The sequence below is a fragment of the Lachnoclostridium sp. genome (genome assembly GCF_031997925.1).
Lineage (GTDB): Bacteria > Bacillota > Clostridia > Lachnospirales > Lachnospiraceae > Lachnoclostridium.
In genome coordinates this window covers 37,478-56,796 of the sequence record NZ_DAMADT010000010.1, presented here as the reverse complement: position 1 = coordinate 56,796, position 19,319 = coordinate 37,478, and the positions used below count along the sequence as shown (strand labels likewise).

Here is a 19,319-nt window from a genome sequence, read left to right as displayed (position 1 = left end):
ATTTTTTTGTTAAACCCTGTTAGTAAAATATATCAATAAATCTTTCTCCCCTTCTTATCCTCAATCGCTGTCTTCCTATTAAAATAAGAGCAAATCACATCTCTCCATTCCTTCGAATGTTCCAGCTGTTCCTGTAATCTATGCAAAACCCTATGATATGGTACTTCCTCTAGTTTTCCTTTTAGTTCTTCCCATAACGAAACCATCTCTTCCACATCCTCTACACCTTCAAAATGAGAATCATAGATATGTTGAATTAAGGTCTTACCTGTCTTTAGCTGATAAGTATATGGAATGCGATGGAAGAATAATAGCAACTCTTCTGGACATGTTTCAGGTGTTTCATAGAGCTCTTGGTTCGGCCTATGATACTGTGTTGTGTAACCTGTTCCGTTCTTAGTTCGGTCAACACCAATTGCTGTATGGTCTGCTTTGTGGTAAGTACCCCAACGATCATATTCATATCCATCAACATTAGGTCCGTAATGATGAGATGGATTCACCATCCAACCAATTCCAAGCGGAGAAGTATATTTCTCATATGCCGGCCAGGACATCATTAGGATTTTGGTTATATACTCTATGACATGTTCCTTTGTACCAAAGGTTAAGGTGATCCATTCGTTTGCTATCTCTTCTGATGTTAAATCAGGATTAAAACTAAGTCTTCCATATCCATAGAGATTCGCTGCTGCCAAGTCATGACCAGTCCAGTTATCATCATTCCCTGTATTTGTAACTGCTGCCATTCCAGCATTTTTATTACCATAAGTGTTTCCACTTACGATATCAAGTACCGTATCATTTTCTTCTTTACAATAAGTTTTAAACTTTAAGATTTCTTTAAACATCGGGATCAAGTAACAAACATGTCTTTGTTGACCTGTGTATTCCTGTGCAATCTGGACTTCTAAGATCAGATTTGTTTTCTTCATTCCACCGAATAAAGGTGATATTGGTTCTCTAACCTGAAAATCCATTGGACCGTTTTTCACTTGTAAAATTACATTCTCCGCAAAACTACCATCTAATGATTGGAAGTTATCGAAACTTGCTCTTGCTCTATCTGTTTTCGTATCTCTCCAATCCTGTTTGCAGTTATACACAAAACATCTCCAGATAATCAGACCGCCATAAGGTTTTACTACCTCAGCTAACATATTGGCACCTTCTGCATGAGTTCTTTGATAAGTAAATGGCCCCGGTCTTCCCTCCGAATCTGCCTTAACTAAAAATCCGCCAAAGGATGGTATTTCTATAAATAATAACTTCACTGCTTCCTTCCACCACAGGCGGACTGCCTCATCAAGGGGGTCAGCAGTTGTTAGACCACCAAGTTCCATTGGAGCCGCAAAATTAAGAGAAAGAAATAGTTTAATTCCATAAGAAGCAAAAATTTCACCGATCTGCTTTAATTTATCTATGTAACGGTTTGTTATTAGATTAGTTGCTATACCACGTACATTCACATTATTAATTACTACTGCATTAATACCAACGGAGGAAACAAGCCTTGCATAAGCCTTAGTACGTTCATTTACAATAACTTCTCCATGTTCAAAAAAGAAAGAATTACCGGAATATCCTCTCTCAATACTTCCATCCATGTTATCCCAATGATTTAACATTCGAAGAGGATTCTTTGGAAAGATAGTTTTGTTCAGAGAATGATCATCTGTTCTTAGTATGGTACTGCGAATCAAATCAAAGGTTCCATAGAGAATACCTCGAGATGTAAAAGCTTCTATCAATATCACCTCGTCTACTAACGAAATGCGATATCCCTCATTTTCTAGCTCTTTATCATCACCTATCTGAAGATGAATTCCTTTTTTCGTACTATCTACTTCATATTTCATATCACAAAGGCTGCTTTTCATATCGATTGAAAATAGCCCTTTTGCTGCTGCTGTTAATTCTAAAACCGTACTCTTTACAATAGAGTCCTCTTTATTGTATGTAACGAACATAAAATAATCTTGCATCGAAAGATTATCACTTTTACAGTAATTTAACCAAGCTTTTTCAAACCCCATTGTTCCATCTCCTTCTTCTATTATAATAAAAAGTTAAAGCAATATCTTCCTTCATTCCTGAAAACATGCCTTCATTGTAGGCTGAATATTTGCGCTGAGGATACCCTGGTGCAAACATCGTTATGAAACTAATGTGAAGTTTTAGAATTTCTTAGGTGGTGTCTTTTGGCGCCTTTAGATATTCTCTTCACACTTAACCTAAACTCATTAATTCTTTACTCATTATATCTTCAGATTACTTATAAACAAACTATACTTCATGAACCGTAAGCGCACTTCTTAATTTTTGCTCTATTTTCCTCAAATAATGCTATTATTTAGTACAATAAAATTTAGCTAATCAAATAATGCTATTTCTATCCAATTTCTCTTTACAATATTTTTAGAATGCACTATACTTAATATTATAAATTGCACGATTTTTTCTCATAATAGAACTAATATTTGTACATAACTAATAGATTTTTTTCTAATTTGCTCATCGCAACATATGATTAATTGAAGATTATTAATTTGATTAAGGAGAAGCCTCTATGATAGCAATACTAAACGGAACTAGAGAAACAGTTTCCTATGATGAGAATATCGGCATTCGACTTTATTTAAATGAAGAATACGAAGATTATCCGATTCATTGGCATACTGCTGCAGAAATTATTATGCCAATTGAAAATACATATGAGGTTGTTGTAAATAATATCCGCTACCAATTAGATATCGGCGATATTATCCTACTACCTTCTGGCGAGCTTCACCAACTCTATGCTCCAACTAAGGGAAAACGGATTATCTTCCAATTTGATTATTCCTTACTTTATAACTTAAATGGATTTGACTCCGTATTTCATATGTTCCACCCATGTACCATCATTACAACTGAGACAATGCCTGATATTCATGAAGATCTTCATAGCCTTATGCTTAGAATTATGAAGGAATATTTCGGAGATTCCCCATTAAAAGAGGCAGCAATTTACTCTATGCTTGTAAATTTCTTTGTGATCTTAGGTCGAAATTATATTACCTCAGAAAAGAAATTTCCAAATACAAAGAGTCCGAAGCGGCATGAATATATCGATAAATTTCTCATGGTATGTACCCATATTAACGAACATTGCACCGAACCGATTAACGTGGATGATCTAGCACAGTTAGCTGGCTTTAGTAAGTATCATTTTATGCGTTTGTTTAAAGAATTTTCAGGTATTTCCTACTACGATTATTTAAATAAACAACGAATCATGCATGCAGAAAAATTGCTCATTGACCCTAACCTAACCATCACTGAGATTGCAATGCATTCTGGCTTTAACAGCCTAGCGACTTTCAACCGAATATTTAAAGAGCAGAAGCAATGTACTCCAAGTGAATACAAGCGTCTTCATGGGCCTAACATCATACGTTTTAATGCTTCCCAAGCATAGAGTAATTTCGAATATTCGTTTATATGATTCGGATAATTTTACATATTCGTTTTTATAATTAAGATAATTCCAAATATAAGTGTAATATTATAGAACTACATGTTTCGTATAAGATGTTACATTGTTGTTGCTATTAAGATGAAATAGAATGAACTAAAGTAGCAAGTAACGTAACTTTGTTTCTGCGGCCATAGTTTGCAGGCTCTGGAAATGTATGCTATTAGCATGTTTTTAAGAAAGATTAAAAGAACTAAAATTTTCAGAAAAAGTAGTAATATAATTACATAGAAAGGTGGAAGAAGATGAGCAATCAAATACTTAATAATCGAAGATTAATGAATGATGGCTGGAGTTTTTCCAAACATCAGATAGGTGCGACCCTGCAATTAGTGCTAGATGCAAATACTGTATGGCATCCCGTTGATTTGCCCCATGACTGGTTAATTTATAATACCTACGATTTGTATGAAACCGGAGAAGGTTGGTACCGCCGTACATTATCAATGAAAGAACTTAAGACTAAGGAGAGATACACATTACGTTTCGAGGGTGTGTATATGAACTCTACCCTCTATGTCAATGGAAAAGTTGCTGGAGAGTGGAAATATGGTTACTCAACGTTTGAATTCGATATTACCGAGTTTTTAACGGAAGGTGACAATGAAATTGTGATGCAAGTCATCTACGAGTCACCAAACTCGAGATGGTATTCTGGTGCAGGTATTTATCGTAATGTATGGTTTCATACCTATCCTGAAGTACATATTAACCCAGATGGAATTTATAGTTCAACAGAAAAAGCGGGTGAAGATTTTTATACTTTCCTATCAACCGAGCTATCCTCCTTGCCGATCAGTATGGAATCTAAGATTTCAGTGCCAGAGAATTTTCATGGACTAGACAAGGATTTCGCATCTACAATCGAACTTCGCCACACTGTATGGTCACCTAACCATGAATTAGTTTGCACCCACACTGTTGATGTTACAGATGAGGTAACAAAGAATGCCTTCTATGTACAAGACAGTAAACTACATATTATAGCCCCTCTTCTTTGGGAGCTTGAAACACCGAACTTATATCAGGTGCAAACTGATATTATAAAAAATAATACTGTGATACAGACCATAACACAGAAAATTGGTTTTCGTACCATAGAATACACTTGTGAAGAAGGCTTTTTCCTTAATGGTAAACATGTAAAGCTATATGGAGTATGCCAACACCACGACCTTGGTAGCCTTGGTGCTGCTATCAATCGTACTGCCCTTAAGAGACAACTATCAATGTTAAAGGAAATGGGTGTCAATGCTATCCGTACTTCTCACAATATGCCAGCGATAGAGTTAATGGAGCTTGCAGATGAGATGGGATTTTTAATCAATTCGGAAGCCTTTGATATCTGGGAGCGTTCAAAAACAACCTATGATTATGCTCGCTTCTTCCCTGAATGGGCAGAAAAAGATGTAGCTAGTTGGATTCGCAGGGACCGCAACCACCCTTCACTTATCATGTGGAGTATTGGAAATGAAATCTATGATACACATGCAGACGAGCGTGGTCAGGAAGTTACTAGAATGTTATTAAGCTTTGTTCGTAAACATGATTGTCGCTTAAATGCCCCTGTAACCATCGGTTCCAATTACATGGCATGGGAAAATGCTCAGAAGTGCGCTGATATCGTGAAACTGGCTGGATATAACTATGCAGAACGACTTTATCAAGAGCATCATGAACTGCATCCAGATTGGATGATATACGGAAGTGAAACTGCATCTACCTTACAAAGCCGTGGAATCTATCATTTTCCATATTCAAAGGCAATCCTTGCAGACGATGATGAACAATGCTCTTCCCTTGGTAATACGACTTCAAGTTGGGGAGCACGAAGTACAGAATACTGTATTACGAAAGACCGTGATGCCACATTTAGTGCCGGACAATTCATCTGGACTGGATGGGACTACATAGGAGAGCCAACTCCATATTTTACGAAAAACTCATATTTCGGTCAGGTAGACACCGCTGGTTTTAAGAAGGATATGTTCTATATCTATCAGTCAGAGTGGACGGATTATAAAAAATCACCAATGGTACATTTATTCCCATACTGGGATTTTTCTAAAGACCAGATGATTGATATCAGAGTATGCTCGAATGCTCCAAAAGTGGAATTGTTTTTTAATGAGAACTCCCTAGGAACCTATGATATTGACCACAAACACGGTACACAGCTATGTGGACATTGGCAGTTACCTTATGAAGAAGGTACCTTAAAAGCGGTTGCTTATGATGAATTCGGAAATATTATTGCAACTGATACCCGTACCTCCTTTGGTGATGCTGCTACTATAAAATTAACACCAGATAAAACCACCTTGCTTGCGAATAGCCAGGATCTACTCTTTGTGGAAATTAGCATGGAAGATTGTAATGGTAATCCAGTAGAAAATGCAAATAATCGTGTTACCGTAGACGTTAGTGGCGCTGGCCGTCTAATTGGACTAGATAATGGTGATAGTACCGATTATGATCAATATAAAGGAATCAGCCGGAGATTATTCAGCGGAAAATTACTTGCAGTTATTGCATCAACCTTAACACCGGGTGAAATTACAATAAAGGTTTCCTCAGAAACTTTACCAGCAGGGACTCTCACCTTTACATCCATCCCATGTGAGTATCCAGAAGGTCTTAGCGATAATATGAGAAATACGAATCACATCATTTATCCAGTACTAAATCCGAAAGTTACAATTCCTACTACGAATGAAACTGAGATTCCGATTCGTAAACTAGAAATTGTTACACCTCTTGGAACCACTCTAACGAAGGATCTAAGTACAATAGAAAGCTATGTAATCATTCATCCAGCAAATGCTACCTATCAAGATATCGATTGGAGAATTACCAATGGTTCTGGTATTGATTCCAATCTTGCCAAACTAGAAAAGGATGGGGCTAAGGTAAAGGTAATCGCTCTTGGCAGCGGTAAGGCTTATCTTCGTTGTACCTGTCAAAATGGTGCAGATAAAGTACGTATGATTTCTGAAGTAGAGCTTAACTTTAATGACCTTGGAGAAGCTACCATGAATCCGTATGAATTTATATATGGTGGTTTATACTCTTGGTCCAATACGAACCTTACCAATGGAATTGAGCGCGGTATCTCCTCACTACTACCAATAGATTCTTACATCTGTTTTAAAAATGTAGACTTTGGTTCCTATGGTTCCGATGAGATTACTGTTCCAATCTACTGTCTTGATACTGAGCCTCCAACCTTTGAGATCTGGGAAGGTATCCCACATGAAGAAGGAAGTGAATTACTAGCAGATTGTATCTTTAGTAAAAAACCAATATGGAATCATCATCAACCAGAAACTTACCGATTAAAGCGTAGAGTTAAAGGCATCGTAACGATTTCCTTTGTCGTATTCAAACGATTAAGCGTACAAGGATTTCAGTTTAGCAACCCGGAAAAAGGAATTGCAAAATTATTTGCAACCGATTGTGACCTTATCTATGGGGATACCTTTACAAAGAAAGCTCCTTGCATTGAAGGAATCGGGAATAATGTATCCTTGGAATTCTCAGAGATGGATTTCGGAGAACAGGGTATTACGAAACTTTCAATCTGTGGGCATTCTCCAATCGAAAATAACACCATTCATGTAAAGTTCATTTCAGAGGAAAGTAATATTGAAGAACTTGCAGAATTTAACTTTACGAATGATTATGAAGTGAAAGAGTTTGAATTCTCTAAGAAAACTGGTAAGTATACCGTTACCTTCCTGTTCCTACCGGGCAGTAACTTTGACTTTGAGTGGTTCCAGTTTGAGTAGAATTCTTGGCAGCAATTGATGATTATATTTGACATGAAATGATAGTAAGTGAAGTTAACGTTCTATGTGAGTGAAGGGTAATATTGTATAAACGATATCAAATGGGGATAATGCTCCAAGTAATGAGAATACTATTGTATAAACAACAGTAAGTGGGGAACCTTCAGTTGTTTTAATCAATGGAAATATTACAGATGCCCTCATTGTAAAGAATCACTCGATCTTCGTTTGAAGTTAAACAAAGATACACACTGTCCTTCCTGTGGACATATCATCTCACGTAAGAATGAAACAATAGGATAAGCAGATATTATTATATTAGAAAATATAAACTCTACTTTCTATGTATTAAAAATTTATATTCTATTTATTTAACAAAATCCATGAAACTCATTAAGCTAACCATTGCCTAACTGCGTTTCATGGATTTTTGTATATCAAATTTAATATTTTTACCGTTCATCATTTTATTTCTCAAAAAACAGTATACCTAACGTATTTGGACCACAATGGGACGATATTACACCACCTGCTCTGGTTATTAATATCTCCTTAAAGTAGTTCAGTTCCTTAAGAAATTGGTAAGCTTCTTGTTCAATTAATTGATCAATACCAGAATGAGTTATAAACACACGAGTCGAATCTGCATTAAGTAATTCGTCCCTTAAATCATTAGCATAATTCGATATTACAGACTTTGGTCTGCCGCGATATTTCTTATCTACACCCATCTTTCCATTATTTACAGCAATCATTGGCTTTAAGCGTAATGTATTGCCTAAGAGTGTAGCTACAGTACTACATCTTCCTCCACGATGAAGATAGGTTAATGTATCGACAACAAAGGATGCCCTAACCTTATCTGTATCTTCCTCTATTATCTTAACAATCTCCTCTACTGAAAACCCTTCTCTCACTAAATCAGCTGCTCGTAATACCAAAAGACCTATTCCAGTTGACAGATTCTTAGAATTGATTACAAAAATCCTATTATATTCTTGCTCCTGCGCCACCATTCTTATAACCTGACAGGTTACCGACATTTCTTCTGAAATACCGAAAAATATTATATCAAGCTTCTTCTCCATATATGGTTTCAGTATATCAAAAGCAACTCCAATTTCAGGTGCTGCTGTCTTTGGAGTTTCCCCTTCCCGATCTGACCATTCATAGATTTCTTGTGGAGTTATCTCCTTACCATCTTGGAAACTTTTCATCCCCAATACGATATTAAGTGGAATTATAGTAATATCATATTTCTTTAACAACTCTTCCGATAAATCACAAGTACTATCTGCAAAAATTTTTATTTCACCCATCACTTTACTCCTTATCTTCTATGTAAATTATGACCATTGTTATAACGAAACAACCATTAAGAATAAAATATTTCAAGTATATGGTAACATACCACTTTAAGTCAGAAAAATCAATCTCTTCTAACAAGAATACAAACAACTAATAGAAATGCCAAGAAGATATCGAGAGAAAGCACACTTTTCGCGAAATTTTCCTTCTCACAAATAAAAGTGGACACAAACCTTTCATTCATAAAGCTGTATCTTTCAGCTTTAAATCACGGTTGTATCCACTAGAGTATTTTTCTTTATTCAATTATAAATTTATAATGCCTTTACCTAGGATAAACTTTACTCGTAATCTATAGTTGCAACTCCCACCAAATCAATATGCATCGGAGCTTCATTAACACCACCAAACATGTGATTCGCACCAATTGCTATATGAACAGTTCCATCCATCTTTTCATCTAAGACTGTACATCCAGTAAGACCTTTAATCTTTGGATTCAATCCAATACCAAACTCACAAACAACACGACCACTTTCAGGTAAATCCATCAGATAGTTCTTAACTAAATCATGACTACTATCCACGACCTTGCCCCCCATTATGGTAAGTGTTACTTGATTACATGCTGGTAAATCATCCAAGTAAAGAGTCTCAAAATACATGGTTCCTTCTGTTTTATTCTCCAGTGGAGCGATATAGATCTCACCGCATGGCAAATCCCCTTCCCCTGCATCGTTAAACCACTCTCGATTCTCATATTCAATTGTTAAAGTCTCTTTCTCTCCAGTATGTAAGATAGCCTTTTTCGTTTGCTTCAGCTCCTCTATCTTCTCTTCTCCACGGAGGCGGATATTATCGTAATCCACATCATAAGCACAAGTCATTCGTTCTATAAACTCTTGTGGCTCCATACTGAAATCTTTCGCATTTTCTTCAGTTGGAATCCTTAATTGGGTAAAGCGTTTCGCTTTCATTAAAGTACCAAATAATCCAGACATATATCTGCGATAATTTTGCATTGCTTCTTCACTTAAACTACCTCCTATTACTACCGGCTGATAGGAAAATAAATCGATCACAGCGTCAAATTCTTTAAATATTTGAAAATAGCGTTCGTTAAAGCAACTATCCTTTGCCTCAGAAAATAACTCGCGGTTCACAGTTCTTGACTGAGTTACTTCAAAAGGTGTAGCTCCTAAGGCAGCTACTTGAGTTGCAAAATCATGTAAAATCGTTCTGTCCTTATCTTCTCCCCAAAAGTGTAAGAGAATTAACTCCCCTTCTTTTACTCCAGTCGCCTTTAAGAGTTTCTTTATTAATTTTTTCTCCATTCTCTTTCTCCCTTTCACTTCATAGAAACATTATGTTACTAAAATGAAACATGAATTAGTTACGTTATGTATGTTCATCAAATTATATTGATATATATATGTTATTATATTAATCAATTCATTATATGTCAATATTAATTTTATACTTATCTAATTGTATTTAAGCTAAAAGGCGATAGAAAGCATAACATCCTTTCTATCGCCTTTTATAATAAATTTGTAGCACTCATTAAAACAGACCATTATGGTCTATAACCCTTTGACTTCATCAAGACCCCATACGCCATCGCTAAAATAACAATCTGTTAATGGTATCGTATGAAAGAAATGATTCCTTGAATGCTTTTTTCATAATGTCATCCTACTTATAATCCTCTACATCAAATTCTCGGTTCCTAAAATAATACTTTCGGTCTTCCTCTGTAATTTGACGAATCACACGACATGGATTTCCCACAGCAATCGAATTATCCGGAATATCCTTTGTAACTACACTACCAGAACCAATCACAACATTATTCCCGATATGAACATCTGGATTAATAACAACATTCCCTCCTACCCAAACATTATCCCCAATGGACACTGCGATTCCATATTCATACCCAGAATTTCTTGAATCAGGATGGATAGGATGACCCGCAGTATAGATTGCTACATTCGGAGCAAACATTACATTATTTCCTATCGTAACTTTACCAACATCAAGAATGACACAATTAAAGTTAGCATAAAAGTCCTCTCCAACCTCAATATTGTATCCATAGTCACAATGAAACGGTGCTTCTATATGAATATTCTTTCCCGTCTTTCCTAAAATTTCTCGCAATAATTTTTGCTGCTTATCCACTTCAGACGGTAAACTATGATTAAACTCATGGATTTTCATTCTACAATTCAATCGCTCCTCGCTTAATCCATCCATCCAAGCTTTATAAGGAAGCCCTGCTAACATACGCTCTTTTTGATTCATAATGACTCCTATCTGCGTGCTTTATCACGCATACAAACTATAAAATGTACGCGCATAACGTAATTTTACTTTTCCCTCCCCTTCAAGAAAACCCCAAAATTAGAATACCTCTTTAACGAATTACAGTCAAGTTTTATAAACTCCCATGTCTCCTCATATTCACCCTTTACTGCTAAATCGTCCTCTTGAAAAAATCTCGCAAACTCCTCTGGTTTCTTATAAAAGTGATTCTCAAATTCCTCCGCCAACCGTTCTTTTTCTTCACGCGTTAGATTTGGATTATTATGAAGAACATGATCCATATTTGAAGAAAAGTAATACACATGATAAGGAATCGTTCTCCAAACTTTTTCTATCGATAACATTCTCTCTATTACATCTGACTTTTGCTCGTTACGCTCTTTGATATTCTTTGGATCAGGTGTTAAGATTTCTTCTTGCTCGTATTTTATATGAGAAGAGCCTTCCTCCACCTTCGTAGCCTTTTTGATATGCTCCTCTGGTATAAACGCACCATCCGTATCAATGATATGAACTACCTCGTAGAAATCTTTCGGTTTAAAAATGCTCCCGCTAAAATCTTTCACAATAGCACCAATACGTTCATTTATATTTTTCACGCTGGTCCCATATCGTGATGTGATGTCTCCATGAGTTAATGCAAAGTGTACCGATGCCCCCTCAAGCAGATCACTTAGACAAATGGAGAGACTGGTTTTATCATGGATTCCTTCTACAATAAATAAAATAATTTTCTTACTTTGCATTGCTATCACCTGCCATCTTGAATGCTCTTCTTATAACATAAGGATTGGTTCTCTCATAGATACATTCCTTCTGTCCTCCAAGAACGATGTCATGAAAATAAAAATCACGTAAATTCTGATTCGCTCTTACATTTTGAAGCCTAATATAACGATGTTTTTCATTTGTTGTAGTAAATAAAATGTTTTTCTTATTCAGTACTTCAAGAGGTCGTAAATTATGAGAAGTAAAAATGAGTTGCCCTTGCCCTGACTCCTCAAACATTTGCAGAATCTCTCCTAGTAAGAACTCAAAAATTCCACTGTCGAGCTCGTCAATTGCAACCGTTACCGATGCATCCCTAAAGCCAAGTATCACTGTATAAAGAATAGAAATTAGCTTCTTGATACCATCGGATTCGTACTGAAGTAAGATCTCATTCTCTCCTCTTCTTGCAAGCAATTGAGTCTCTATCAGCTTTTCTCCATTCTCCCCTATCTGTTCCTCTAGCTCTACCAAACGAATGCTTAGGCCTGGTACCAACTCTCCAAGAACTACATTAACTAGCTCAATCTTTTGTTGAATGGCTGGTGTTAAATCTTTCGGCAGTAAGGACGTCCCATTTAGTTTTAAACTTCCATAGAGCATCGATACTGATTTTTTATCTTCTAAGACAAAAGAAAATGGTAGTGCAATATTAGCATTGATTACACCACTCTGGACATTGCTGATGATGTGAAGCTGATAAGTTGCATAGTAATTGAGTAGATGAATTATGGTATGAAACTCTGTGTTATTTGATTTAGTTTCCGATAATATTTCTTTTGAGAAAAGATAAGAAATCCCATTCTGATATGATTTACTTAATAATTCCTCTATAGTTTCTTTCTTCGTTTCTTTTAAAAAGTTTGTAAAATAATTGCTAGGGATGACTTTTATATTAGCTTCATCCTCATTATCAGATTTTACTAAAACCTTTACTGACTTAGATTTTTCATAACGGTTAGATTGTAGTCTTGAAATCGTTAATCTTTCATTGGTTATAACTACACTTCGCTCCACTGGGGTATTCTTGGATGCTTCCATTTTAGTGCTTAAGTTCTCTTTTTGATACCCAATCAAATCATCCTTTTGATTTTTACTAAAAACTGCTCCTTGATTTTTAGTTGCTTCTTTCGGTAAGCTTACTTCTTTCGATAAACTTGCTTTTTTTGTTAGATTTGTTTCTTTCGTTAAACTTGCTTCTCTCGTTAAACTTGCTTCTCTCGATAAAGTTACTTCATATACAACCTTATACTTTTCCTGTTCCTCTGTCACCACACTAAATTCAAACGAGCAGACTGCTGCCTGCTCGCCGCATTTTATCATATTACTGAAATTCATTGGTAATGCAGTACCACTCATCAATCCCTTTAACAAAGATAAAGCACAAATAAGTGTTGTTTTTCCCGATCCATTTTGACCATAAACACCGAGAACATCCGCCTTTCTCTCATAGATGTCCTCCCATAGATTACAAGTAAAACGAATGTCTCCTAATGCAACATTCTTTAAGTTTTGTATATTTATCTTTTGTAGTCGAATGATTGATTTTGCCATACTGCATCCCTCTCGTTATTTTCTTCGCTAATGGTATATTAACTATTTAATACGATTTTATTCACACTATTTACGAGAGCTAATGCACTTGCTTTCATAACATCTCTTTCAATTGCTTTTCCGAAATAAAATTTTCCGTTATATTGTATTTGTACAACGACCTTACCTAAGGATTCTTTTTCTGCGCCAATATTTTGAATACGATAATCTATTAGATGAATTGGCATATCAACTGCTTTTAAAATTGCTGCATATAATGCTGAGATTGCACCATTTCCAGCTTCGCTAATTACAACCTCTTGCTTATCTCTAACCAATTTTACTGTTGCAGATGGCAGATTCATATTGACATTCATCTGAAAATCTTCTAACATCCATAACTTCTTTTCTCCATTCTTTTGTATTCTATCATCCCCGTCCAGTAAATCGATGACGTCATTATCATAGACTTCCTTTTTCTCATCTGCTATTTTTAAGAAATTAGTATGGATTTCATTTAAACTTTCCGGTGCAATTTCATAACCAAGTTTTTTAGAGATATATTCAAATGCATGTTTTCCAGAACGAGCGGTAAGTACAATATCCATTGGAGGAGCACCGATATCCGAAGGTTCGAATATCTCATATACCTCCTTTGACTTTAAAAGACCATCCTGATGGATTCCAGAAGAATGTGCAAAGGCATTTTCCCCTACCAACGCCTTATTCACTTGAACATCAAGACCCATGGTACGGCTTACAATTCGGGAGGTTTCATAAATGGCGGAATGATTGATATCGGTATACCCGTCATAATATTCAGGATGAAGTTTTATCCCCATTATTACTTCTTCTAAGGAGGTATTACCTGCTCTTTCCCCTATTCCATTGATCGTACATTCCACTTTATTCGCGCCATTTCTCACAGCTGCCAATGTATTTGCAGTTGCAAGTCCTGAGTCATTATGGCAATGAACACTTAATAATACATGTGGTGCCAAATTCTGAAGACGTTCATAGATTTGATGAATTAGACCACCGAATAACTCAGGTACTGCAAACCCTACCGTATCCGGTATATTTACACAAGTAGCTCCAGCCTTTACTACTGCCTCAATTGTTTTCCACATGTACTCTAAATCGGAACGACTCGCATCCTCAAGAGAGTATTCCACTTGTGAAGTATAGCGTTTTGCATATGTAACTGCATCTACCCCCATTTGCAAGATATCTTCTGGGTTCTTATTAAATTTTTTTGTAATATGAACATTAGAGGAGCCTAATACAATATGAATCATAGGATTTACTGCTTCTTTTAAACTTTCATACATGCGATCAATATCAGATTTAACAGCTCTTCCCAAGGCTACCACGGAAGAATCCTTTATTTGTCTACTAATTGCTCGTACTGCCTCAAAATCGCCTTGTGAGGAGGAAGGAAATCCTGCTTCCATATAGTCTACTCTTAGCTTCTCTAATTGTTTTGCAATATACATCTTTTCTTCAAAATTAAGTTTCGCTCCTGGTACCTGTTCTCCATCTCGTAAGGTTGTGTCAAATACATAGATTTTTCGCATATTTTACCCCTTTCTGCGCTCTTACGCATCGAAACATTCTTGCTATACTATAGCATGCCTACTTGTCTTAGGTATAAAAAATCCCCCAATCGTCTTAAAATTAAGAGACGAATTGGGGGTTCCGCGGTACCACTCTTTTTCATGCCAAAAGCATGCACTTATCGATACATTCCATAAAAGAACAAAGTATTTCGTAACGAGGCACTCGTACTATATTCTAAGCGGAGCATTTATAGGATTTTGTGATGCAATTACCTATAAAATAAAAAAACTTCTGCCTCCAAAGAGACAGAAGTTACTCTGCTATACCACTCTTACGTGTTCGTTCGATACATCTTTTATGGTCAATATCTATCCCTTGTAACGGTGGGCTTCCGGCTTAACCTACTGTAACTTTTCAGTCAGCTACTCCAAGGCGAGTTCACCCTATTTAGACTCTTGCTTCGCACCAACCAGCAAGTCTCTGAAAATCCTACTACGGTTACTATTCCTTTTCAAAGTATTTTTCATATAAATTTTCATCATTCTATCAAAGTTTTTTCACTCTGTCAAGATAAATCACTAAATTGTTTTTAATAATAAATCACTAAATTGTTTTAATAAGATTTTGCAGTCAAAGCGGATATTCGCAATCCGCTTACACTACTTGCTCATAACCTCATTGCCACTACTGTAATCAGCTTATTCTTATTTTGGCTGTTTTGGAATTCCATCAAATCCTTGCTGTAAATCTGCATCGGTTGGAATATAATCCGTCATCTCTCCATTATGAAAACGTTCATAAGCAACCATATCAAAATATCCAGTACCGGTTAAACCAAATACAATCGTCTTTTCTTCCCCTGTTTCCTTACACTTTAATGCCTCATCGATTGCTACACGAATTGCATGGCTGCTCTCTGGCGCAGGTAAGATACCTTCAATCCTAGCAAATTGTTCTGCTGCCTCAAATACTGCGGTCTGTTCCACTGCACGTGCTTCCATTAACCCCTCTTCATAAAGCTGGGATAATACAGAACTCATACCATGATAACGAAGCCCGCCTGCGTGATTAGCAGATGGAATAAAGTTGCTTCCTAACGTATACATCTTAGCAAGTGGACACACCATACCAGTATCACAGAAATCATAAGCAAATTTACCTCTCGTTAAACTTGGGCAAGATGCTGGTTCAACCGCAATAAAGTGATACTTCTTCTCACCACGCAATACTTCACCCATAAAAGGTGAAATAAGACCGCCTAAATTTGAACCACCACCAGCACAACCAATGATAATATCTGGAGTGATGCCATATTTATCAAGAGCTGCCTTCGTTTCTAAGCCGATGATTGACTGATGCAATAATACTTGTGATAATACACTACCAAGCACATAACGATAACCTGGTGTTGATACTGCGGTTTCAACCGCTTCCGAGATCGCACAACCTAAACTTCCTGTGGTTCCAGGGTGTGCTTCTAATATTCTTTTTCCTACTTCAGTAGCTAACGATGGAGACGGCGTAACCTGAGCTCCATAAGTTCTCATAACTTCTCTACGGAAAGGTTTCTGTTCATAAGATACCTTAACCATAAATACTTTGCAGTCTAGGTCAAAATAGGAACACGCCATTGAAAGGGCAGTCCCCCACTGACCAGCACCGGTCTCTGTAGTGACACCATGTAATCCTTGCTTTTTTGCATAATATGCTTGTGCAATCGCAGAATTTAATTTGTGACTACCACTGGTATTATTTCCTTCAAATTTATAATAAATCTTAGCAGGAGTTTGTAACTTTTCTTCTAAACAATATGCTCGCACTAGTGGCGCTGGGCGATACATCTTATAAAAGTTTAGTATCTCTTCTGGAATATCAATATAAGCATTGGTGTCATCAAGCTCCTGTATTACTAGTTCATCACAAAACACTTGCTTTAATTCATCAAATGTCATGGGTTTTAATGTTTGTGGATTTAACAATGGTGCTGGTTTATTCTTCATATCAGCACGCACGTTATACCACTTTGTTGGCATCTCGCTTTCTTCAAGATAGATTTTGTAAGGTATTTCTTGCTTCATCATAATCCTTTCTCCTTTCAATCATGTAGTTCCTTGGAACACATCTCTTGGGAAAAGGTACAAAAAAAATACCCTTATCCCATACAAATAAATCTGCAGGGACAAAAGTATCGAACTTCTGCGGTGCCACCCAGCTTGACGTTAAACGTCCACTCTATGCATACAAACATATGCTTATCTTTGATAACGGAGGATTTCTCCGGCTCACCTACTAAATTTTAGTTTGCCCTCCAAAGCCCATTCCTTTTAGCCTTTACCTGCCACAATCTCACCACCTGTGGCTCTCTTTAAAGAAAGTTCCTAAAAGTACTTACTCTTTGTCAACGGTTTGTATTCAATTTACCACTTAACTCCCATAGCTGTCAATGGTTTTTTCTGATTTGTTCCTCATAATACTGGCATCCACTTAACCTTCTTTAAATAAATTAATAATACAATCGCACTGCATGTCCATGTGATTGGATATGCCCAATATACGATATGTATGTCGTTTACAAGTCTTAAGGCTACTGTCATATAAATAACTCGTAAGATACACCAAAAACAAATCATCGTAATCATAGGTACAACAGATTTACCCGCACCACGCAAAACACCAGCAATTCCGTGTGAGAGTGCTACTAGAAAATAAGCGGGTACGACATTTCGTGCCATCTCACTTCCATATGCAATTACCTCTGGATCTCGATTAAAAAGAGCAATTAGATACGGAGCAAAAATAAAGATAACTACACCTATTACTTCAGCTGTAATCATTCCTGCAAATAACGAAAAGGTTGTTCCTTTTTTTACACGATCGAGCTTTCTTGCACCAATATTTTGACTAACAAATGTTGTCACTGCTAGAGCAAAACTACTTGCTGGCAATAAAGCAAAACCATCTATTTTCCAATAAGCTCCACAACCTGCAATCGCCAATTCACCAAAAGAATTTATATTCGATTGAACAATAACATTCGATAGAGAAACGATAGAATTTTGTAGACCACCCGGTAAACCAATCCTTATAATCTGTTTTAATTCAAACCTATGAATTCTTAATTTCTGTAACTTTAATTGATATGCAGATGTCTCTGATATTAAGTTGTAATAAGTAAGAATACAGCTCACGGTCTGTGCAATTACTGTTGCAATAGCAGCACCAGCAATTCCCCAATGAAATATAGCGATAAATATCAAATCTAATATAACATTTATAATTGTAGAAATAATTAGATAATAAAGAGAGCGTTTGGAATCTCCAACCGCTCGAAATATTCCACTCCCGATATTATACATAACTGTAGAAGCAATTCCAGCAAAGAATATTCGAAAATACAAGACAGAATTTTGCATAACACTATCTGGTGTACCCATCCAAACTAAAATATAAGGTGACAATACGATTCCAAGAACTGTTAATACAATACTACCAATGATTCCGAAGGTTACCATAGTATGAACTGCGCGCTCTACACCTTCCTCATCCTTTGCACCATAAAACTTAGATATCACCACGCCTGCACCAACTGATATCCCCATAAAGGCACTTACTAGTAGATTAATAACCGAACTGGAGGAACCAACTGCTGCTAGAGCGCTGCTACCAAGATAATTACCTACAATAATTGAGTCTGCAGCGTTATACATCTGTTGAAATATATTACCTAACAACAATGGTATCGTAAATAAAATAATTTGTTTCCATATGGGCCCCTCAGTTAGTGATACTTGATTCTTACTGTCGCTTGACATTTTTCTCTCTCCTTGCTTTTCTTTCGTGCAGCATGTATTTATAGTAACAAAGAGAAACATAAGGTCACCTAGTCATCTACGTGCCCTTATGTTTCTATATTCTTTTATTATTAATTTTGATTTATGTAATTTCATAATCTTTTACTAATATGCTACACGCTACTCTTCTGCTACTTTTTATTATAGGCCTACTAAAATTAGAAAGCAACCTCCCATATTAAATATTAAACCAATAAACTGTATTTTCATTCATTTTCTCAAATCCTAATTTTCTAGCCAACTTATATGAATCCGGATTTGATTCAACACAATCCCATTTTCAATATCTATCGCTATTACGTTATTGAAACAAGCGGTTCCAACCACTACTGAAATCTTCTCATTTACTTGTATGTAGTGCAAAATATGAGGAAGTCAAAAAAATTATTCGAATTGTATTGACAAATAAAACAATATCTGATATGATATCTCTTGTCTTCAGTGAGACACAATTAAATAATAAATGCACGAGTGGCTCAGTGGTGGAGTATCGCCTTGCCAAGGCGAGGGTCGCGGGTTCGAATCCCGTCTCGTGCTTACGAAATCCCTTGATTTTCAAGGGATTTTTTGTTGCACAGATATGTGCACTACTTTTTCTTGTTCATTCTATCACTCTTTTTCAGAACTTCATTCATAATGTTTAAGTTCTCCTGTTCCGTGTTTGGA

General features: G+C 36.3%; 11 protein-coding genes, 1 tRNA gene and 2 other annotated features. Of the genes, 3 read left to right on the top strand and 9 right to left on the bottom strand.

What is annotated here, in order from left to right:
* Positions 1-32 precede the first annotated feature (32 nt).
* Positions 33-2,036 (bottom strand): alpha-glucuronidase family glycosyl hydrolase, encoded by a 2,004-nt coding sequence (locus RTP52_RS08840; RefSeq protein WP_312370639.1) that lies wholly within the window; start codon positions 2,034-2,036, stop codon positions 33-35.
* A gap of 533 nt (positions 2,037-2,569) precedes the next feature.
* Here RTP52_RS08840 and RTP52_RS08835 point away from each other — a divergent pair.
* Both RTP52_RS08835 and RTP52_RS08830 read left to right on the top strand, forming a co-directional pair.
* Complete coding sequence (locus RTP52_RS08835) at positions 2,570-3,460, top strand: AraC family transcriptional regulator (protein WP_312105472.1); 891 nt, start codon at positions 2,570-2,572, stop codon at positions 3,458-3,460.
* A 302-nt stretch (positions 3,461-3,762) separates the two neighbouring features.
* Entirely contained in the window at positions 3,763-7,305 is a 3,543-nt protein-coding gene (locus RTP52_RS08830) for a glycoside hydrolase family 2 TIM barrel-domain containing protein (RefSeq protein ID WP_312370637.1), read from the top strand.
* Positions 7,306-7,772: 467 nt separating this feature from the next.
* Here the strand turns inward: RTP52_RS08830 and RTP52_RS08825 are convergent, their stop codons facing one another.
* The 8 genes from RTP52_RS08825 to RTP52_RS08790 all read right to left on the bottom strand — a co-directional run bounded on the left by RTP52_RS08825 (position 7,773) and on the right by RTP52_RS08790 (position 18,614).
* The gene (locus RTP52_RS08825; RefSeq protein WP_312370636.1) at positions 7,773-8,624 is read right to left on the bottom strand and encodes a DegV family protein; all 852 of its coding nucleotides are present in this window, start codon (positions 8,622-8,624) and stop codon (positions 7,773-7,775) included.
* A 330-nt stretch (positions 8,625-8,954) separates the two neighbouring features.
* On the bottom strand, positions 8,955-9,947 hold the full coding sequence (locus tag RTP52_RS08820) for an aminopeptidase (RefSeq protein ID WP_312370635.1): 993 nt from the start codon (positions 9,945-9,947) through the stop codon (positions 8,955-8,957).
* A gap of 361 nt (positions 9,948-10,308) precedes the next feature.
* Entirely contained in the window at positions 10,309-10,920 is a 612-nt protein-coding gene (locus tag RTP52_RS08815; protein WP_312105482.1) for a sugar O-acetyltransferase, read from the bottom strand.
* A gap of 65 nt (positions 10,921-10,985) precedes the next feature.
* Positions 10,986-11,687 (bottom strand): hypothetical protein, encoded by a 702-nt coding sequence (locus RTP52_RS08810; RefSeq protein ID WP_312370634.1) that lies wholly within the window; start codon positions 11,685-11,687, stop codon positions 10,986-10,988.
* The gene (locus tag RTP52_RS08805) at positions 11,677-13,263 is read right to left on the bottom strand and encodes an AAA family ATPase (RefSeq protein ID WP_312370633.1); all 1,587 of its coding nucleotides are present in this window, start codon (positions 13,261-13,263) and stop codon (positions 11,677-11,679) included. The genes RTP52_RS08810 and RTP52_RS08805 overlap by 11 nt, the downstream gene beginning before the upstream one ends.
* Before the next feature lie 38 nt (positions 13,264-13,301).
* A complete protein-coding gene (locus tag RTP52_RS08800) occupies positions 13,302-14,819 on the bottom strand; it encodes a 2-isopropylmalate synthase (protein WP_312106875.1) in 1,518 nt (505 codons plus the stop codon).
* A gap of 100 nt (positions 14,820-14,919) precedes the next feature.
* Positions 14,920-15,326, bottom strand: a binding site (T-box leader).
* A gap of 180 nt (positions 15,327-15,506) precedes the next feature.
* Complete coding sequence (locus tag RTP52_RS08795; RefSeq protein ID WP_312106877.1) at positions 15,507-16,883, bottom strand: TrpB-like pyridoxal phosphate-dependent enzyme; 1,377 nt, start codon at positions 16,881-16,883, stop codon at positions 15,507-15,509.
* A gap of 91 nt (positions 16,884-16,974) precedes the next feature.
* Positions 16,975-17,213 (bottom strand) — a binding site (T-box leader).
* Positions 17,214-17,267: 54 nt separating this feature from the next.
* A complete protein-coding gene (locus tag RTP52_RS08790) occupies positions 17,268-18,614 on the bottom strand; it encodes an MATE family efflux transporter (protein ID WP_312370630.1) in 1,347 nt (448 codons plus the stop codon).
* A gap of 504 nt (positions 18,615-19,118) precedes the next feature.
* On the opposite strand from RTP52_RS08790, the gene RTP52_RS08785 reads away from it, so the two are divergent.
* Positions 19,119-19,190, top strand: a tRNA-Gly gene (locus RTP52_RS08785).
* The last annotated feature ends 129 nt before the right edge of the window (positions 19,191-19,319 follow it).

Coding starts and splice junctions, on each gene's coding strand:
- RTP52_RS08840 (WP_312370639.1), bottom strand. CDS start 2,036: ATGGGGTTTGAAAAAGCTTGGTTAAATTACTGTAAAAGTGATAATCTT.
- RTP52_RS08835 (WP_312105472.1), top strand. CDS start 2,570: ATGATAGCAATACTAAACGGAACTAGAGAAACAGTTTCCTATGATGAG.
- RTP52_RS08830 (WP_312370637.1), top strand. CDS start 3,763: ATGAGCAATCAAATACTTAATAATCGAAGATTAATGAATGATGGCTGG.
- RTP52_RS08825 (WP_312370636.1), bottom strand. CDS start 8,624: ATGGGTGAAATAAAAATTTTTGCAGATAGTACTTGTGATTTATCGGAA.
- RTP52_RS08820 (WP_312370635.1), bottom strand. CDS start 9,947: ATGGAGAAAAAATTAATAAAGAAACTCTTAAAGGCGACTGGAGTAAAA.
- RTP52_RS08815 (WP_312105482.1), bottom strand. CDS start 10,920: ATGAATCAAAAAGAGCGTATGTTAGCAGGGCTTCCTTATAAAGCTTGG.
- RTP52_RS08810 (WP_312370634.1), bottom strand. CDS start 11,687: ATGCAAAGTAAGAAAATTATTTTATTTATTGTAGAAGGAATCCATGAT.
- RTP52_RS08805 (WP_312370633.1), bottom strand. CDS start 13,263: ATGGCAAAATCAATCATTCGACTACAAAAGATAAATATACAAAACTTA.
- RTP52_RS08800 (WP_312106875.1), bottom strand. CDS start 14,819: ATGCGAAAAATCTATGTATTTGACACAACCTTACGAGATGGAGAACAG.
- RTP52_RS08795 (WP_312106877.1), bottom strand. CDS start 16,883: ATGATGAAGCAAGAAATACCTTACAAAATCTATCTTGAAGAAAGCGAG.
- RTP52_RS08790 (WP_312370630.1), bottom strand. CDS start 18,614: ATGTCAAGCGACAGTAAGAATCAAGTATCACTAACTGAGGGGCCCATA.